This is a genomic window from Stenotrophomonas sp. GD04054 (genome assembly GCF_029836955.1).
Classification (GTDB): domain Bacteria; phylum Pseudomonadota; class Gammaproteobacteria; order Xanthomonadales; family Xanthomonadaceae; genus Stenotrophomonas; species Stenotrophomonas maltophilia_A.
In genome coordinates, this window is sequence record NZ_JAOECR010000013.1 from 44,247 (window position 1) to 62,281 (window position 18,035).

The 18,035-nt window shown below is 64.0% G+C and carries 15 protein-coding genes; 8 read left to right on the top strand and 7 right to left on the bottom strand.

All coding sequences use genetic code 11. From position 1 onward, the window contains the following. Positions 1–27: 27 nt before the first annotated feature. Both N7573_RS08535 and N7573_RS08540 read right to left on the bottom strand, forming a co-directional pair. A complete protein-coding gene (locus N7573_RS08535) occupies positions 28–432 on the bottom strand; it encodes a GtrA family protein (RefSeq protein WP_032127980.1) in 405 nt (134 codons plus the stop codon). Further along, positions 429–1,403 carry a glycosyltransferase family 2 protein gene (locus N7573_RS08540; RefSeq protein WP_235202861.1) on the bottom strand — a complete coding sequence of 325 codons (975 nt, stop codon included), beginning with the start codon at positions 1,401–1,403 and terminating at the stop codon, positions 429–431. The genes N7573_RS08535 and N7573_RS08540 overlap by 4 nt, the downstream gene beginning before the upstream one ends. 128 nt (positions 1,404–1,531) lie before the next feature. Between N7573_RS08540 and N7573_RS08545 the strand changes: the two genes are divergently transcribed. Next, positions 1,532–2,947 carry a hypothetical protein gene (locus N7573_RS08545; RefSeq protein WP_279912366.1) on the top strand — a complete coding sequence of 472 codons (1,416 nt, stop codon included), beginning with the start codon at positions 1,532–1,534 and terminating at the stop codon, positions 2,945–2,947. 33 nt (positions 2,948–2,980) lie between these two features. Further along, entirely contained in the window at positions 2,981–4,504 is a 1,524-nt protein-coding gene (locus N7573_RS08550; protein WP_107432741.1) for a glucosyltransferase domain-containing protein, read from the top strand. A gap of 368 nt (positions 4,505–4,872) precedes the next feature. On the opposite strand, the gene N7573_RS08555 is transcribed toward N7573_RS08550, so the two are convergent. Next, positions 4,873–5,811, bottom strand: coding sequence for an electron transfer flavoprotein subunit alpha/FixB family protein (locus N7573_RS08555; RefSeq protein WP_279912365.1), 939 nt, complete (start codon positions 5,809–5,811; stop codon positions 4,873–4,875). Further along, positions 5,811–6,557: an electron transfer flavoprotein subunit beta/FixA family protein gene (locus N7573_RS08560; protein ID WP_012509979.1), complete on the bottom strand. Its 747-nt coding sequence runs from the start codon at positions 6,555–6,557 to the stop codon at positions 5,811–5,813. The genes N7573_RS08555 and N7573_RS08560 overlap by 1 nt, the downstream gene beginning before the upstream one ends. Positions 6,558–6,841: 284 nt before the next feature. On the opposite strand from N7573_RS08560, the gene rfbB reads away from it, so the two are divergent. The 4 genes from rfbB to rfbD are packed head-to-tail and all read left to right on the top strand — an operon-like array spanning position 6,842 to position 10,243. Continuing rightward, positions 6,842–7,897 carry a dTDP-glucose 4,6-dehydratase gene (gene rfbB, locus N7573_RS08565; RefSeq protein WP_107432743.1) on the top strand — a complete coding sequence of 352 codons (1,056 nt, stop codon included), beginning with the start codon at positions 6,842–6,844 and terminating at the stop codon, positions 7,895–7,897. A gap of 14 nt (positions 7,898–7,911) precedes the next feature. Beyond that, complete coding sequence (gene rfbA, locus N7573_RS08570) at positions 7,912–8,799, top strand: glucose-1-phosphate thymidylyltransferase RfbA (RefSeq protein WP_032127987.1); 888 nt, start codon at positions 7,912–7,914, stop codon at positions 8,797–8,799. Next, entirely contained in the window at positions 8,796–9,353 is a 558-nt protein-coding gene (rfbC, locus tag N7573_RS08575) for a dTDP-4-dehydrorhamnose 3,5-epimerase (RefSeq protein ID WP_279912364.1), read from the top strand. The genes rfbA and rfbC overlap by 4 nt, the downstream gene beginning before the upstream one ends. After that, positions 9,350–10,243 carry a dTDP-4-dehydrorhamnose reductase gene (rfbD, locus tag N7573_RS08580; protein ID WP_279912363.1) on the top strand — a complete coding sequence of 298 codons (894 nt, stop codon included), beginning with the start codon at positions 9,350–9,352 and terminating at the stop codon, positions 10,241–10,243. The genes rfbC and rfbD overlap by 4 nt, the downstream gene beginning before the upstream one ends. A 75-nt stretch (positions 10,244–10,318) precedes the next feature. On the opposite strand, the gene N7573_RS08585 is transcribed toward rfbD, so the two are convergent. From N7573_RS08585 to N7573_RS08595, 3 genes are all read right to left on the bottom strand, one after another. Continuing rightward, positions 10,319–11,722 carry a mannose-1-phosphate guanylyltransferase/mannose-6-phosphate isomerase gene (locus N7573_RS08585; protein WP_032127990.1) on the bottom strand — a complete coding sequence of 468 codons (1,404 nt, stop codon included), beginning with the start codon at positions 11,720–11,722 and terminating at the stop codon, positions 10,319–10,321. A 12-nt stretch (positions 11,723–11,734) separates the two neighbouring features. After that, positions 11,735–13,081, bottom strand: a complete 1,347-nt coding sequence (locus tag N7573_RS08590; protein WP_049398412.1) for a phosphomannomutase/phosphoglucomutase — start codon at positions 13,079–13,081, stop codon at positions 11,735–11,737. A gap of 96 nt (positions 13,082–13,177) precedes the next feature. Then, entirely contained in the window at positions 13,178–16,495 is a 3,318-nt protein-coding gene (locus N7573_RS08595) for a DEAD/DEAH box helicase (RefSeq protein ID WP_279912362.1), read from the bottom strand. A 160-nt stretch (positions 16,496–16,655) separates the two neighbouring features. Here N7573_RS08595 and N7573_RS08600 point away from each other — a divergent pair, with 160 nt between their 5' ends. Then, positions 16,656–17,387: a CoA transferase subunit A gene (locus tag N7573_RS08600; RefSeq protein WP_049461372.1), complete on the top strand. Its 732-nt coding sequence runs from the start codon at positions 16,656–16,658 to the stop codon at positions 17,385–17,387. A gap of 1 nt (position 17,388) precedes the next feature. Continuing rightward, a complete protein-coding gene (locus tag N7573_RS08605) occupies positions 17,389–18,018 on the top strand; it encodes a CoA transferase subunit B (RefSeq protein WP_279912361.1) in 630 nt (209 codons plus the stop codon). Positions 18,019–18,035 lie beyond the last annotated feature (17 nt).

An 18,035-nucleotide genomic window follows, 5' to 3' on the forward strand; every position in this document is an offset into this window, starting at 1 on the left:
GTGGGAAAAAGCCCTGTGCTTCCGGCTTCAGTGTCGGGGCGCAGTGCGGAAGACCCAGGCGTTCATCACCACAAAGACGATGATCGGCACCGCGATGGCCGAGAACAGAATGCCCCAGCGATAGTCCAGGGATGCCTGGGAGATGATTGCCATGCCCCCGGCCGACAACGCGATGTTCAGGCCATGCACCAGCAGGAATCGTGTCGACTCGGTGGACACCTGTCCCTTGGACGCGAAGGTGAAATACTTGTGGGCGATGAAGTTGGGCGGGAGCAGCAGCAGATAAGCCACCACGGTAGCCAGTACCGGGTGCATGCCGCCTTTGCTGACCAGCAGCCAGGTCAGCGCGGAGAACAGCAACGTGCTGGTACCACCCACTGCGCCAAAGCGGACAAGCTTCCCGGCCAGTTGCTTGGCCTGGTGCGACTTCATTGTTGCGTGTCCGGCGCCGGGTTTACGCGCTCGGCAATGGCGTACTGCGTGGGTGTGGTGAAATTGAGCAGGATTCGACCGACGTACTCGCCGATGGCGCCCAGTGCCAACAGTTGCACGCCGCCCATGATCAGGATGGCCACAATCAGCGACGACCAGCCCACAGCAATGCTCGGATCGAGCAGCTTGTGGATGGTGATGAACGCGGCGAAGATGAAGCCAATGGCTGAAATGACCATGCCGGTCAGGGATGCCATCCGCAGCGGTGCGACCGAGAAGCTGGTGGCCATCTTCAACCACAGCGAGATCGACTTCTTCAGGCTGTAGCCTGAAGTGCCGTCTTCGCGGGCATGGTGGCCCACGCTTCGCGTGGTGATGCGTGAGGTGGCCGACAGGATCAGGCCATCCAGATAAATGGCAGGGCCGCGGAACTGCACTACCTCATCGCGAACGCCACGCTTGAACGCTTTGAACGGAGACAGATAAAGCCCTTTGGGCTTCTCCAGCAGCCATGTCGCCACAAGATCGTTGAAGCGGCTGCCGAGGATTTTCCAGGCAGCATGCTTGCGCCCGGTGAACGTGCCATAGCAGACGTCATGGTCGGCATCCAGGGCGTCCACCAGGGTCGGAATATCGGACGGCGCATGCTGCAGGTCGTCGTCCATGGTAACAATGACCCGGCCACGACACTCCCGGAGCCCAGCGAAGATCGCCATGTGCTGTCCGACGTTCTTGCGCAGATTCACCGCCCGGACCCATGAATGGGTTCGGGCCAGCTCGGATGCGACCGCCCAGGAACGGTCCGGGCTACGGTCGTTGACCAGGATCAACTCCAGCGCGTATCGCCCGCCGATGGCGGCTTCAATGGCCGCGACGAGCGATGCCAGCGTCTTCTCGCTGCGATAAGCCGGAACAACGATCGAAAGATCGATCTGGCTTGACGGGTCGCCCATAGCCGCGTTGGTCGCCATACCCACCCCGAAGTGGAGGAAAATTCACCTAGTCAGTTAGTATAGGGCCGATCATGGCCCGGTGCACGGCGGGCTGCCCCGTACTGGCCCTGTGCCAGCAGTCCCGGCTGCTGGATTCGGGGCAGCTGATGGACATCATGCCACGTATGAATTTGAATCAGCTGGCCCGCGCTTGTGAGAGCGGGTTTGATCGCCTGGATCGCAGCTATCTGCTGTATGCCGCCCTGATACTGCTGGGCATGTACAGCCTGGGTCAGCTCACCGCGCCGTTCATCGCCCACGATGATTTCGACTGGCTGCTATCCGGTTTCGACCAGGGGTTCGAAACTCCTTTCAGCAAGGCCGGTTCAGAAGGGCGGTGGGGCAACTTCCTGTGGTCCAAGTTCAGCCCCAATCTCAGCATCCAGGCCGCGTTTGGGTTGTATCTGGTCGCGTTTTCGCTGATGTGCGTTGCCATTGCAAGGGTGGTGTCCCCGTCGTCAGGTGTGTTGGCTGCACTGCTGGTATTTCTGTCACCAATGACTGCAGAAACCATGCAGTGGCCGGTGACGCAGGTCACCGGCGTCGTCGTGACGGTATTGGGTTGCCTGGCCATGCAGCGAGCGCAAAGTGATGGGCGAAGGCGCCTCGTGATGGCTGTTGCGGTCGTCGCGGGATTCCTTTTCTATCCTTCCTTCGGCCCTCTTTTCCTGCTCATGTACGCGGCGCGATGCAACGGCAGTTATCGGAGCATCGTGCTCGGGGCGTTGATATATGTGCTGGCGTTTGCCTGCGCTGTGCTGTTGGTCTTCACATTGAATTACGTGTTTCACGGGACATTCTCGATCAAGCCGGCAGCGTGGCGTGAAGCTACTCCTCTGATGCATGGCGGTTCGCTGCAGGGAAACATCGTGCGCTATCTGGCGTGGTTCCAGGCGGTCAAGCCGCTTTGGCCCGCCCTTCTTGCCGCTGCTGTTGCGTTTGCCCTATGTATCCATCAGCGCATTCGTACCCGCCAATGCCTTGCATTGCTGCTGTCAGCAGCAATGCTGCTGAGCATCGATGCCTCGCTTTCGGTGATCTCTGGCTTATCGATTCCCTTGCGCTCAACAGTGTGGCTCTGGCTGCTTTGCGCTGTGCCAATCATCTTTCTGGTGTACGAGCGCAGGGCTCTGCTGCCTGGCCTGCTGCTTGCGCTGCCGCTGGCCTCTACCGGCCTGCTCGGCTGGCAATCGGCCTATTCCGGCACCAGGCATGTTTTTCCCGCCATGCAGAGCACCGGAATGGAGATCTCACGGGTCCAGGCGGCCAATGCGGGACGATTCGACGATGTGATCCTGTTCGGTGACGTCCATGGCAATCAAACCATGGGGTGGCTGCACAGCAATCGAGCCCTGCGCAATTACCTGTTCAAGGATATGTCGATCTACACCCGGCCCTGCGACGATGTGCTCTGCGCCCGTATTCAGGGCGAGATTGATCAGCGTGCCGAAGTCCCACAGTGGCTGATGGTCGATCGCCATCTTGTATGGGTGCTGTCCCCACGGAACACGAGTACGTATTGATGCATTGCGTTGCCCGATCGTGGAGCCGAGAACATGATTGACTATGGTCCCCTGCATGCCCGGCTCCGTGGCTTGCTGCCGGCGTCTGCGATCGGGCAGCTGCTGCTGACCTGCCTGGTGGTGGCAGGCCTGACCACTCTGGCCCGGCTGCCCTTTGTGCTTTCCCCAGGGCTGTCAACGGATTCCTATGCCTATCTGCAGGGATGGCCGACGCTCGAGCAGCTTTTCAGCCAAGGCCGGTTCGGGCAGTTCCTGGTCTTCAAGCTGCTGGGCGCGTTTGCGATTGATCCCTTGGCATTCGCGACCCTGTTGCAGGGCGTAGGGCTGGCGGTTTTCGCTTTCAGCACTCCTTTGATGTTTACAGCTTTTGCCGACCGGCGACAGCGCCGTCTCGGTGCGACAGGTCTTGCCGCATTGATGGTGACCTTGCATCCCTACTCGGCGGAAATCCTGACCTTCTCCGAGGCATCATTCACTGCGCAGTTGGCCTGTGCGATGGGCGTTGCCGCGATCTTCATCGTGGCTACGCGGCCACGGTTCTGGTGGTTGGCCTGGATCATGCTGGTGGCGGCGCTGTCCATGTACCAGCTGCTGATCAACATTGCAGCATTGATGATATTGCTGGGTATCATCCAGACCTATCTGCGGACTGGGGGCTCGTTGCGTGGTGAGTGTGCAGCGTACCGGCCTCTGTTTTACGCCATTCTGGTACTGGGTGGTGCCTTGGTGGCGTACCTGTGTATTCACAAGTCGCTGGTGACCGCTCTTGGCATCAGTGAAGTCGGCCGAGCCGGCTTTCTTCCGTTGGATAAGCTCTATCTGCGTGCCCAGGAAATTGTCTCGCTAGGCGGATTTCTGTGGCAGCGTACCTTGCTGGTAGGGTACGGATCTGCAGCCAAGGGGCTCTTCTGGAGTATGGTTGCGTCGGGCTGGCTTCTGTTGTTGCTTCGTCTTCTGGTGCGCCCTCGCATGGGTTCCGTCTTGCCAATCATCGCAATGGGGCTTGTTCCGGCAGCCGCTATGGGCGTGATCGCGGTCGGTAAGGTTTGGTGGCCTGCGCCGCGCGTGCTGGGAGGGGTTGTTCTTGCGTGCGCTATGGGCATCTACTGGGTGGGATGGTTCGCGCAGGGGCGGTTGGGGCGAGCACTGGTTCTAGTACTCGGGGGGATACTGCTGCTGAGCTTTACAGCGGTGGGTCATCGCGTGCATAGCGATCAGTTGCAGTTGAACGCCTTCGATCGCCTGCTTGCACAGCGCATATATGACGAAATGATCCGTACGCCTGGCTATACGGACCAGATGCCGGTTGCCGTGGTCAATCGCCGCCTGAACTGGGCACATTCCATGCCCTTGGCAACGGCTTGGATGGACCTGAATCTGACTGCGTTCGCCGACAAGCGCGCGTTGAAAGGGCTGCTTGAGCTTTCCAATGGACGCACGTTGAATCACGTGCCCGCCGAGCCGGGCGATATCGAAGAATGTGCGAAGCATCCGGCTTGGCCTGATCCCGGTTTTGTTTTGAAGCGACCTGAAGGCGGCATTCTGGTCTGTATTTGACTGCGCGTGGAAGGAGCCGACCGCCGTGAGGCGGCAAAGGCCCTCCTGCCTGCTGTAAAGAGCGTGCATTCCAAAGACCAGGCAGGGCCGATCGCTGTCATTTGCTTCCACGGCCTCGGCCACCATGCGGCGGACCTTCCCAGATGCAATTCTTGGATACTGCGATCGGAATGATGCCCGTGGGAGTAAACACTGGCCGAGATGATCCGTCTTACAGGCCATCGCGGTGAAATCAGGACGGCGCCGTCAGGGTGCTGATCTCATTGAACATTCCTTTCCCAAGGGAAATGTGCCAACTCAATTCAGGACGGGTCAGGTAAAACAAGAAAGCCCGGCGAACTTCGCCGGGCTTTTTCACATTGCGCTGTTCAGAGCGCCTTCTCTAGTTCTGGCAGGATCGCAAACAGATCCCCCACCAGTCCGATATCAGCAATCTCGAAGATCGGCGCATCACCGTCCTTGTTGATCGCGACAATCGTGCCGGCATCCTTGATGCCGGTCAGGTGCTGGATCGCGCCGCTGATGCCCACCGCCACATAAAGCTCCGGGGCGATGATCTTGCCGGTCTGGCCGACCTGCAGGTCGCTGGGCACGTAGCCGGCATCGACCGCCGCACGCGAGGCACCAACGGCGGCACCGAGCTTGTCGGCCAGCTGGAAGATGACCTTGAAGTTCTCTTCCGAACCGACGCCACGGCCACCGGAGACCACGCGCTTGGCGCTCTGCAGGTCCGGGCGGTCGCTGGCACCGGCGGCCAGGCCGACGAAGCGGGTGTGGGTCGGCAGGACAGCGTCGACGCTGGCTGCTTCAACGGTGGCATTGCCACCCTGGGCGGCTTCCGGCCACGAGGCGGCACGCACGGTGGCGACCACGATCTGGTCGGCCGGGGCTTCCACGGTGATGATCGCGTTGCCAGCGTAGATCGGGCGCTTGAAGGTGTGGCTGCCTTCAACGCTCATCAGGTCGGAGACCTGGTTGACGCCGAGCAGGGCGGCCACGCACGGCATCAGGTCCTTGCCGAAGGTGGTCGACGGGCCGAATACGTGGGTGTAGCCCTTGGCCAGCTGTGCGATCTGCGGCGCCAGCACCTGGGCGATGGCCTGCGCGTTGGCAGCGTTGGCCACGGTCAGGACCTTGGCGACCCCAGTGATCTTCGCGGCTTCAGCGGCGACAGCGGCCGGATCGGCGGCCAGCACCAGCACGTCGATGCTGGCACCGCTGATGGCGGCGGCGGCACTGACGGTCTTGGCGGTGGCGGCGTTGAGCTTGCCGTCGTGGTGCTCTGCGATGACGAGAATCCTGCTCATTACAGCAACCCCTTCTGCTTGAGTGCGGCAACCAGTTCGGCCGCGTCCTTGACCATCACACCCTTGCTGCGCTTGGACGGCGCGGCGTACTGGGTGGTCTTGAAGGTGTCGGCGGCTTCAACGCCGAGGTCGGCCAGCTGCAGGGTCTCCAGCGGCTTGGCCTTGGCCTTCATGATGTCTGGCAGCTTGATGAAGCGCGGTTCGTTCAGGCGCAGGTCGGTGGTGACCACGGCCGGCAGATCCACTTCCAGCGTTTCCAGGCCGGCGTCGACTTCACGGGTCACCGTGGCCTTGCCATCGGCAATTTCGAGCTTGCTGGCGAAGGTCGCCTGTGGGCGGCCCCAGAGTGTGGCCAGCATCTGGCCGGTCTGGTTGGCGTCGTCGTCAATGGCCTGCTTGCCGAGGATCACCAGATCCGGCTGCTCCTTTTCGATCAGCTTGAGCAGGGTGCGCGACGCGGTCAGCGGCTGGATGGCCTGGTCGGTGACGACGTGGATGGCACGGTTTGCGCCCATGGCCAGGCCGTTGCGCAGGTGCGCCTGGGCGTCGGCAGGGGCGATGGTGGCAACCACGACTTCGCTGGCGATGCCCTTGTCGCGCAGGCGCAGGGCTTCTTCCAGAGCGATTTCATCGAAGGGGTTGGGGGACAGCTTGACGCCGTCGGTGACCACGCCGGAACCGTCCGGCTTGACCTGAATGCGGACGTTGTAGTCCACCACGCGCTTGTACGCGACGAGGATTTTCATCTGGTACGGGGTCCTTGTAGTGCCGGCCGCTGGCCGGCTCACATTTGCTGGAGATCATCCGGTCCTGGAAAAGCAACCGGTTCGGGGGTGGGACCCCGATTCTAGCTGGCTTGGGGGGACCATGCGAATGCGTATGGTTATGTTGCGGTGCGACAAGGGTATGCCGGATGCTATGCCTCGTTCACGGTGCGAAGGCAGTCGTGAAGGTGCCCCCGATGTATCCTGTTGCGCTGAACCGGGTTGCGGCATGCGACCGATATGAATCATCAACAGGAGAACAGGTAGTGCCCACATGGCTTGTCACCGGCGGTGCCGGATTCATTGGCGGTAACTTTGTTCTCGAAGCTGTCGCCCGTGGTGTCAAGGTCGTCAATCTCGACGCATTGACCTACGCCGGTAATCTGAAGACCCTGTCCAGCCTGGACGGCAATCCCGATCACGTTTTCGTGCAGGGCGACATCGGTGACCGCGAGCTGGTAGCGCGTCTGTTGGCCGAGCACCGCCCGGACGCCGTGCTCAATTTCGCCGCCGAAAGCCACGTGGACCGTTCCATCGACGGCCCGGGCGCGTTCATCCAGACCAACGTGGTCGGCACCCTGGGCCTGCTGGAAGCAGTGCGCGATTACTGGAAGGCGCTCCCGGCCGAACAGGGCGCGGCCTTCCGTTTCCTGCACGTGTCCACCGACGAGGTGTACGGCACGCTGGGTGAGACCGGCAAATTCAGCGAAACCACTCCGTACGCCCCGAATTCGCCGTACTCGGCGTCGAAGGCGGCTTCGGACCATCTGGTGCGTGCGTTCCACCACACCTACGGGTTGCCGGTGCTGACCACCAACTGCTCCAACAACTACGGCCCGTACCACTTCCCCGAGAAGCTGATCCCGCTGGTGATCGCCAAGGCGCTGGCCGGCGAGCCGCTGCCGGTGTACGGCGACGGCAAGCAGGTGCGTGACTGGCTGTTCGTGTCCGACCACTGCGAGGCGATCCGCACCGTGCTGGCCAAGGGCCAGGTCGGCGAGACCTACAACGTCGGCGGCAACTCGGAAAAGCAGAACATCGAAGTGGTGCAGGCCATCTGCGCGCTGCTCGATGCGCGCCGCCCGCGTGAGGATGGCCAGCCGCGCAGCAGCCAGATCACCTACGTTACCGACCGCCCGGGCCATGACCGCCGTTACGCGATCGATGCATCGAAGCTGAAGAACGACCTGGGCTGGGAACCGGCCTACACCTTCGAGCAGGGCATCGCCTTCACCGTCGACTGGTACCTGGACAACCAGGACTGGGTCAACGGTGTGCTCGACGGCAGCTACCGTCTGCAGCGCATCGGCACCACGGCTTGAACCCAGGAGACACCATGACCCAGCGCAAGGGCATCATCCTCGCCGGTGGTTCCGGCACCCGCCTTTATCCGATCACCAAGGGCGTCAGCAAGCAGCTGCTGCCGGTGTACGACAAGCCGATGATCTACTACCCGCTCAGCGTGCTGATGCTGGCGGGCATCCGTGAAGTGCTGATCATCAACACCCCACACGAGCAGGCGTTGTTCCAGCAGTTGCTGGGCGATGGTTCGCAGTGGGGCATGGATATCCAGTACGCCGTGCAGCCGAGCCCGGATGGGCTGGCCCAGGCTTACCTGATCGGCCGCGACTTCGTCGCCGGAAAGCCGAGCTGCCTGGTGCTGGGCGACAACATCTTCCACGGCCACGGCCTGCGCGAAGTGCTCAAGCGCGCCGACGAGCGCGTGGACGGCTCGACCGTGTTCGGCTACTGGGTGAACGACCCGGAGCGTTATGGCGTCGCAGAGTTCGACACCAGCGGCAAGGTCATCGATCTGGTCGAGAAGCCGGAGAATCCCCGTTCGAACTACGCAGTCACCGGCCTGTACTTCTACGATGGCAAGGCCAGTGACTACGCTTCCGAACTGAAGCCGTCGCCGCGCGGCGAGCTGGAGATCACCGATCTCAACAAGCGTTACCTGGAAGAAGGCAATCTGCACCTGGAGGCACTCGGCCGTGGCTATGCCTGGCTCGATACCGGCACTCACCAGTCGCTGCTGGAAGCTTCCAACTTCATCGAGACCATCCAGACCCGCCAGGGGCTGCAGGTCTGTTGCCCTGAAGAAATCGCTTTCGGCAAGGGTTGGATAAGCGCCGAACAGTTGCAGGCGCTGGCCGCGCCGTTGATCAAGAATGGCTATGGTCAGTACTTGAACAAGCTGGCTGAACGAGGCGTAGTGCCGTGAAGATCGTTGAGACTTCGCTGGCAGGATGCCGGGTGATCGAACCGGCAGTGTTCGGCGACTCGCGCGGATTCTTCTTTGAGACCTGGAATGCCGAACGCTTCCAGGACCAAGGCCTGCCGGGCAGTTTCGTGCAGAGCAACGTATCCTCGTCCGTCCGCGGTGTGCTGCGCGGTTTGCACTACCAATGGCCACGCCCGCAGGGCAAGCTGGTCAGCGTGCTGGAGGGCGAGGTCTATGACGTGGCCGTGGACATCCGTCGTGGCTCGCCGACCTTCGGCCAGTGGGAAGCGGTGGTGCTGAGTGCGGAAAACAGGAAGCAGTTCTGGATTCCGGAAGGCTTCGCGCATGGGTTTGCCGTGCTCTCCGAACGTGCGCTGTTCAGCTACCTGTGCACCGATGTCTACGTCAAGGAAGCGGATGCGGGTATTCGCTGGAACGATGCTGATATCGCAGTGGACTGGCCGATCAGTGCGCCGACCCTGTCGGCCAAGGACGAGACCGCTCCGTTCCTGAAGGACATTGCCGAAGACCGCCTGCCGGTCTACATCCCGTGACGGTGCTGGTGTTCGGCGGCAATGGCCAGGTCGGCCAGGAGCTGCTGCGCGCGCTGGCGCCGCAGGGCAAGGTGGTCGCAACTACCCGCAGCGGGCAACTGCCCGACGGAAGTGCCTGCGAAACCGCCGATTTCGGCCAGCGCGACAGCCTGCCGGCATTGCTGGATCGCCTGCAGCCATCGGTGGTGGTCAACGCGGCCGCCTACACGGCGGTCGATCGCGCCGAGCAGGATGCCGAGGCCGCCTTCGCCGCCAATGCGCAGGCGCCGGGCGTGATCGCGCGCTGGTGTGCGGCGCACGGCGTGCCCTTCGTGCATTACTCCACCGACTACGTGTTCGATGGCCAGGGCAGCGCGCCCTACCGCGAGGACGAGCCGACCGCGCCATTGGGCGTGTACGGCACCAGCAAGCGCGATGGCGAGGATGCGGTTCGCGCGGCCGGCGGTCGTCATCTGATCTTCCGCACGGCGTGGGTGTATGCCTCGCATGGCGCCAATTTCCTGCGCACGATGCTGCGGGTGGGCGCCGAGCGCGACCAGTTGCGTGTGGTGGCCGATCAGATCGGCACGCCGACACCGGCCGCGCTGATTGCCGATGTCACTGCGCAGGCACTGCAGCATCCGGGGCAGCTGTCCGGCACCTGGCATCTGACGGCCAGCGGCCAGACAAGTTGGCATGGGTTCGCCGAGGCGATCTTCGCCGAGGCGCTGGCGACCGGCGTGTTGGCGAAGGTGCCGACCGTCGAGGCGATTCCCAGTTCCGAATACCCGACTCCGGCCAAGCGCCCGGCCTGGTCGGTGCTGGACAACCGCAAGCTGCAGCAGGATTTCGGCATCGTGCTGCCTGCATGGCAGGACGGCCTGAAGCGGGTGATGGCGGAGATTGCCTGACCCGGCAGGCGACGTGCCGACCGACGGTCGGCACCCACCCCGACCAACGGTCGGCACCCGCCGCAGGGCGTCGGATCAACTACGCCCGTACGTGTCCTCGAAACGCACGATGTCATCCTCCCCCAGGTAACTGCCGGACTGCACCTCGATCAGCTCCAGCGGCAGCTTGCCCGGGTTTCGCAGGCGGTGGGTCACGCCCAGCGGGATGTACGTGCTCTGGTTCTCGCTGAGCAGGATCACCTCGTCGCCGCGGGTCACCTCGGCGGTGCCGCTGACCACGATCCAGTGCTCGGCGCGATGGTGATGCATCTGCAGGCTGAGCGTACCGCCGGGCTTGACGGTGATGCGCTTGACCTGGAAACGCTCGCCGTTGTCGATCGAATCGTAGGCGCCCCACGGGCGGTAGACCTTGCGATGCCAGGTGGCCTCGCTGCGACCGTCGGCCTTCAGCTGCGCCACCACGGTCTTGACCTCCTGCATGCGGTCGGCCTTGCCGACCAGCACCGCGTCGTCGGTCTCGACCACGATCACGTCATCCAGGCCGACCAGTGCCACCAGGCGCTGTGCATAGGCATAGGTGTTGCGGCAGTCGATCGCGATCACGTCACCCTGGTGCGCATTGCCATCGCCATCCTGATGCGATACATCGCGCAGTGCGGTCCACGAACCGACGTCGTTCCAGCCGGCGTCCAACGGAATCACCACGGCGTCTTCGGTTTTTTCCATCACGGCATAGTCGATGGAATCGGAGGGAACGGTGGCGAACGCCTCCTTGTCGAGGCGGGTGAAATCCGAATCGCGACGGGCCTGCTGCCAGGCCTGGCGGCTGCTGGCCAGCATGTCGGGCTGGAAGCGCTCCAGTTCCTGCAGGTAGCGCGAGGCCTTGAACAGGAACATGCCGCTGTTCCAGTAGTACTGGCCGCTGGCCACATAGCCGGTGGCGGTGTCCAGGTCGGGCTTTTCGACAAAGCGCTCGACCGCACGCAGGCCCTGCCCATTGGCGGCCTTGATATAGCCGTAGCCGGTTTCCGGACCGGTCGGCACGATGCCGAAGGTCACCAGCTTGCCGGCCTCGGCAGCGCTGGCTGCAGCCTGCACGACTGCACGGAACGCAGCCTCATCGGTGATTACATGGTCCGAGGGCAGCACCAGCAGCAGCGCATCGGCGCCGTCGCGGGTGGCCTCCAGGGCTGCGACCGCAATCGCCGGCGCCGTATTGCGGCCAACCGGTTCCAGGATGATGGCAGCCGGCTCGGCGCCGACCTGCTGCAGCTGCTCGGCAGCGACGAAGCGATGCTCTTCGTTGGCGATCACCAACGGGCCGTGGGTGGCGATGGGCGCGACGCGCTGCCAGGTGGCCTGCAGCATCGTCAGTTCGCCTGCCAGCGGCAGGAACTGCTTCGGATACGCCTCGCGCGACAGTGGCCACAGGCGGGTGCCGGAACCACCGGACAGGATGACGGGCTGGATGTTGCTCATGATCTTCCTTGATTACTGCTGGATAAGGCGGGAGATTTCGTCGGTGCGCGCCTGCATCAGCGCTGCGTCGCCGCGGGCTTCAACGTTCAGGCGCAGCAGCGGCTCGGTGTTGGAACTGCGCAGGTTGAAGCGCCAGTCGCCGAAATCGGCGCTGATGCCATCGGTATGGTCCAGCGCGGGCGACCGCGCGGCGAAGTGCTCCATCACGCGGGCCACGGCGGCCTTGGCATCGGCCACCTTGAAGTTGATCTCGCCGCTGCAGGGATAGGCCGCCATGCGGTCTTCGACCCAGTCGGCCAGCGAGCGGCCGCTCTCGGAGATCAGCTGCGCGATCAGCAGCCACGGGATCATGCCGGAGTCGGCATAGGCGAATTCGCGGAAGTAGTGGTGGGCGCTCATCTCGCCGCCGTACACCGCATCTTCGGCGCGCATCTTTTCCTTGATGAAAGCGTGGCCGCTCTTGCACAGCACCGGCACGCCGCCTGCCTGTTCAACCATTTCCACGGTGTTCCAGACCAGCCGCGGGTCGTGCACGATCTTGCCACCGGGATTGCGTGCCAGGATGGCCTTGGCCAGCAGGCCGACCAGATAGTAGCCCTCGATGAAGCGGCCGGTATGGTCGAAGAAGAAGCAGCGGTCGAAGTCACCGTCCCAGGCAATGCCGAAGTCGGCGCCGTGTTCGCGCACCGCATTGGCGGTGGCGGCGCGGTTTTCCGGCAGCAGCGGGTTGGGAATGCCGTTGGGGAAGCTGCCATCAGGTTCGTGGCAGATGCGGATGAACTCGAACGGCAGGTGCGGTGCCAGCAGGTCGACGATGGCGCCCGCACCACCGTTGCCGGCATTGACCACCAGCTTCAGCGGCTTGAGCTTGGCGGCGTCGACGTAGCTCAGCAGATGCTGGATATAGGCGCTCTTGTCATGCTGGGCGGTCTGCCCGGCGCGTGGCGGCTGGGCCTCGGACGTATCGACGGCGACCGCATCGGAGATCGCGAACAGGCCGGTATCGGAGCTGATCGGGCGGGCGTTCTCCTTGACCAGCTTCATCCCGTTGTAGTCCATCGGGTTGTGGCTGGCGGTCACCATCACACCGCCGGCTGCGCCGAGGTGATCGGTCTGGAAGTAGACCTCTTCGGTACCGCACAGACCGATGTCGATCACCTCACGACCGGTACCACGCAGGCCTGCGGCCAGTGCATCCTGCAGCGCCGGGCTGGTCAGGCGCACATCGTGGCCGAGGACCACCGGGCCGGGAGCGAGCTGCGCAGCCAGGGCGACGCCGATGCGGCGCGCCAGGTCTTCGTTCAGTTCTTCCGGCACGCGGCCGCGGATATCGTAGGCCTTGAAGGCGGGCAGGGGCATCGATCAGATCCTTTGTGAGCTCAGCCCTCAATTGTAGTCCCAGTCCCGTTTGGGAATCGTTTCCATCGGAGAACGCCACCTGACTGGCGCCACGGATCAGGCCTGCGGCGATCGTCGGCCTGGCCGGCGGGTGCGCTTGGCCGGCAGGCCCGGCAACGGCGCCAGCAGCGCCTGGACGTCTTCCTCACTGAAGCGTGGACCCGTGCTGCCGCCGCCTTCCAGAATCGATTCCGCCAGAAGGGCCTTGCGTTCCTGCAGCTCGGCAATCCGTTCTTCGATGCTGCCTGCGGCGATCAGCCGGTAGACGAACACCGGCTGCTGCTGGCCGATGCGGTGGGCGCGGTCACTGGCCTGGTTTTCGGCCGCCGGGTTCCACCAGGGATCGAAGTGGATGACGGTGTCTGCAGCAGTCAGGTTCAACCCGACGCCACCGGCCTTCAGGCTGATCAGGAACACGGGTACCTCGCCCTGCATGAAGCGCTGCACCGGTGTGGCCCGGTCCTGGGTATCGCCGGTCAGCGTCACATAGGCCAGCCCGAGCTCCTCCAGCGCCTGCGCGATCAGCGCCAGCATGCCGGTGAACTGCGAGAACACCAGGATCCGCCGGCCTTCCTCGACCATCGACGGCAGCATGTCGCGCAGCAGCTCCAGCTTGGCCGAGCCGGCATTGCGTGCAGGAGCATCGCCCGGCAGCAGGCGCGGATCGCAGCAGACCTGGCGCAGCTTCAGCAAGGCATCCAGCACCACGATATGGCTGCGCGCCAGCCCGCTGCCGCTGATGGCTTCGCGCACCTGCTTTTCCATCGCGGCACGCACGGTTTCATAGAGATCACGCTGGCCACCCTCCATCTCCACCGCGCGGGAAATGAGGGTCTTGGGCGGAAGCTCTGACGCGACCTGATCCTTGCGCCGGCGCAGGATGAAGGGGCGCAGACGCTGCGCCAGCAACGTGGTGCGACGGTGGTCGCTGCCGCGTTCGATCGGATGGCGCCAATGCTGGTTGAACTGTTTCTCGCTGCCGAGCAGGCCGGGCAGCAGGAAATCGAACTGCGTCCACAGTTCGCCCAGATGGTTTTCCAGCGGCGTACCGGTCAGGCACAGGCGATGGCGGGCCTGCAGCGTGCGCAGGGTGACCGCCGCACGCGATTTCGGATTCTTCACCTGCTGGGCCTCGTCGAGGATCAGCAGATGGTAGGCATGTGCCTGCAGCGCCTGCTCGTCGCGCCACAGCAGGGGATACGTGGTCAGTACAAGATCGTGCTCGGGGATCGCCTCGAACAGCACCTCACGTGCCGGTCCGTGCAGGGTCAGTACGCGCAGGCCCGGGGTGAAGCGTGCCGCTTCGCTCTGCCAGTTGTGCAGCAGCGAGGTCGGCACCACCAGCAGCGCCGGCCGGTCCAGGCGGCCACTTTCCTTCTCGACCAGCAGATGCGCCAGTGTCTGCAGGGTCTTGCCCAGCCCCATGTCATCGGCCAGCACCCCGCCCAGCCCCTGCTGGCGCAGGTACTGCAGCCACGACAGGCCCTCCAGCTGGTAGGGACGCAGCGTTGCCACCAGCCCCGCTGGTGGCGGCACTTCGCCCAGTGCGGGTGCCTGCATCAGCCGCTGCACCAGCGCCTGGGTATCCTTGCGGCCCCGGAACTGCAGGCGCGCCGTGTCCTGCAGTGCCTGCAGGCGGCCACGGTCAAGCGCTGACAAGCGCAGCGGCGCGCCACGCTGGGCGAACAGGTCCGCCAACAGGGCCATGATCGGCTTCAGTCGCGCGGCCCGCAGTGCCAGGCGGGTGTTGTTGCCTGCCATCAACAGGACGTTCTCGTCGTCGCCGATGGCGTCCAGCTGGCCACGCATCCAGCGGGGATCGGACTGCAGCACCTGCTGCAGCAGCGGAACCATAGACACGTTGCGGCCTTCCACCTGGATGTCCAGACCCAGGTTGAACCAGCCCGCATCCGTCGGGTCCGCCTGGATGTCCAGGTCGATCTCATCCACCCGGGTGATGCGATGGCGGAAATCGTCGTCCGTCTCCACCTTCCAGCCCAAGGCTTCCAGGCGCGGCACGTCATCCAGCAGGAACCGTGTCCAGTCATGGGTGCGCAGCTGGAACTGCGGGCCAGCGCCGTCCAATGGCGCCCGCGGGTCCGTGTCGCGATACAGTCCCACCGTGCGCAGCTGGGCCTCGCGCCGTGATTCCTCAGCCAGGTCACGGGGCAGCAGGGCGAGCTGGCCCTCCGGATCGAGTGCGAACAGGCTCGGATCATCCAGGAACCGCACGTGCTCGTCGTACTCGAAGGCCACGGTCGCGATATCGGCCCATTGCGACGGGTCGCGGCGGCCGAGCCACGCCGGCCGGAACTCAATCGTATGCAGGCGCAGCACGGGGATCATCGCGCTGATCTGCAGGGTGGGCAGTGTGTCGCTTGCACCGGGGCGCGGCAGGGCAGGGTCGATCTGTTGCAGCATCTGTGCGACCACCGCTTCTTCGTTGGGTAACAGATTGGGCAGGCTCAGGAAGGCGTCGGCGTCCTCGGCCCTGACATCCAGCAGCAGCGGACCGACCTCGCCGGTGACCGGGTCCAGATAGCACGCACTCCGGCCCAGGACCACGCCTCTGGCGCCGCCTTCCACGCTCAACGTGGGTTCCAGCAGCGTCGCGCCCTGCGTCATGCCAACGGTCCAGCCCAGTTCGCCGCGGCGTGGAGCTCCTGACCGGGCCGGCACGTCGCCGTGCGTACCGCAGGAGACCCAGCCATGGCCGCTGGAGACGATCAACTGCAGGGTGGCCGCGAAGTCGATCCATTCGTCCTTCGTCGCGGGCTGCCGCTGGGTGCGTAGCTGGATCATCACCGCCAGATCAGTCGGCGTGAGATAGGCCGGAGGATCCAGCAGCAGGTCCGCGGTGATATCCATCCACTTGCCCGTGCTGATCGCACCATCGGCCCCGTACTTGACGCGCCGGACCAGCACGGCGGGGTGGTGGTTGTAGGTGGACAGTTCGAAGATGACACCGTTCCGGCGTGGTTGGGCCGGCCGGATCCGCGCGCTCTGCCAACGCGAAAGCTCTGCCAGCAGTTCAGGACGCGGCGGTTGCGTCAGGTCCTGTTCGGTCAGGGGGCTCTCGTCGTCCATGGCAAGCGAATCCAGCATGTACGAGACCAGCACCGCCGCCACATGCTTGCAGGTGCGGCCGACGGGGCAGGAACAGGCACTCTGCAGGCGGCTGCGCGCGGTGCGCGTACTGGCCGTCAGATCGATCTCCACGTAGTAGGGATGCCTGGCCGAACCCTGTACCTCGGCGGTCAGCAGGCCATCGCGAAGTTGCCGGTTGCGCACGCCACCCAGGCACTGCTCGCTTTTCTGCAGTGTCCATTCGTCGATCCAGCGGAACAGGTCTTCGTCTGTGAAGGTCGGCGTCATCGTAGATCGAGGGGCGTAGGCGCTGAAGCACCCTTCTGCGTGGAATCGCCCATTCTACCCAATGCCCGCCTGGTGCTCCGTCAATGCTGCGGCGCATCCAGGCCCTTCGCCGCCCTCCAGCTAGAATGCGGTCATCCTCAACGTGCAGGGTAGTACAGCAATGCAGCAATCGACTTCCACCGGCAAGCGCGGCAAGCGCTTCGCCAGTGCGGCGGAGGCCCTGCAAGGGGTGGTCGCCGATGGCCAGACGCTGGCCGTGGGCGGCTTCGGCCTGTGTGGCATTCCCGAGGCGCTGATCGCCGCGCTGCGTGACAGTGGCGCCAAGGGCCTGACCGTGATCTCCAACAATGCCGGCGTCGATGGTTTCGGCCTGGGCCAGCTGCTGGAAACCCGCCAGATCAAGAAGATGATCTCGTCCTACGTGGGCGAGAACAAGGAATTCGAGCGCCAGTTCCTGGCCGGCGAGCTGGAGCTGGAATTCAATCCGCAGGGCACCCTGGCCGAGCGCCTGCGTGCCGGCGGCGCGGGCATCCCGGCGTTCTTCACCGCCACCGGCTACGGCACCGTGGTGGCCGAGGGCAAGGAAACCCGCGAGTTCGACGGCAAGCACTACGTGATGGAGACCGCGCTGCGTGCCGACGTGGCGCTGGTCAAGGCGTGGAAGGCCGACGAGGCTGGCAATCTGGTGTTCCGCAAGACCGCACGCAACTTCAACCCGGCCTGCGCGATGGCCGGCAAGGTCTGCATCGTGGAAGTTGAAGAGGTGGTGCCGGTCGGCACGATCGATCCCGACCAGGTGCACCTGCCGGGCATCTACGTGCACCGTATCGTGCACAACCCGCATCCTGAAAAGCGTATCGAACAGCGCACCATCCGCGCGGAGGGCAACTGACATGGCGTGGACCCGCGATGAGATGGCGGCACGCGCCGCCCGCGAACTGACCGATGGTGCCTACGTGAACCTGGGCATCGGCCTGCCGACCCTGGTTGCCAACCACATTCCCGAAGGCGTGGACGTGTGGCTGCAGTCGGAAAATGGCCTGCTCGGTATCGGCCCGTTCCCGACCGATGCCGAAGTCGATGCCGACCTGATCAACGCCGGCAAGCAGACCGTGACCGCACGCGCCGGTGCCAGCTACTTCGGCAGCCACGACAGCTTCGCGATGATCCGCGGCGGCCACGTCAACCTGGCCATCCTCGGCGCCATGCAGGTCACCCACAAGGGCGACCTGGCCAACTGGATGGTGCCCGGCAAGATGGTCAAGGGCATGGGCGGCGCGATGGACCTGGTGGCCGGCGTGCAGCGCGTGGTGGTATTGATGGAGCACACCGCCAAGAACGGCGAACACAAGATCCTGGCCGAATGCACGCTGCCGCTGACGGGTGTGGGCGTGGTCGACCGCATCATCACCGATCTGGCCGTGTTCGACGTGACTGACAAGGGACTGCTGCTGGTGGAAGCCGCGCCGGGTGTCAGCGATGAAGAACTGAAGGAAAAGACGGGCGTCGCGTTCCAGCGCTGAAGTCAACGATGTTGCCG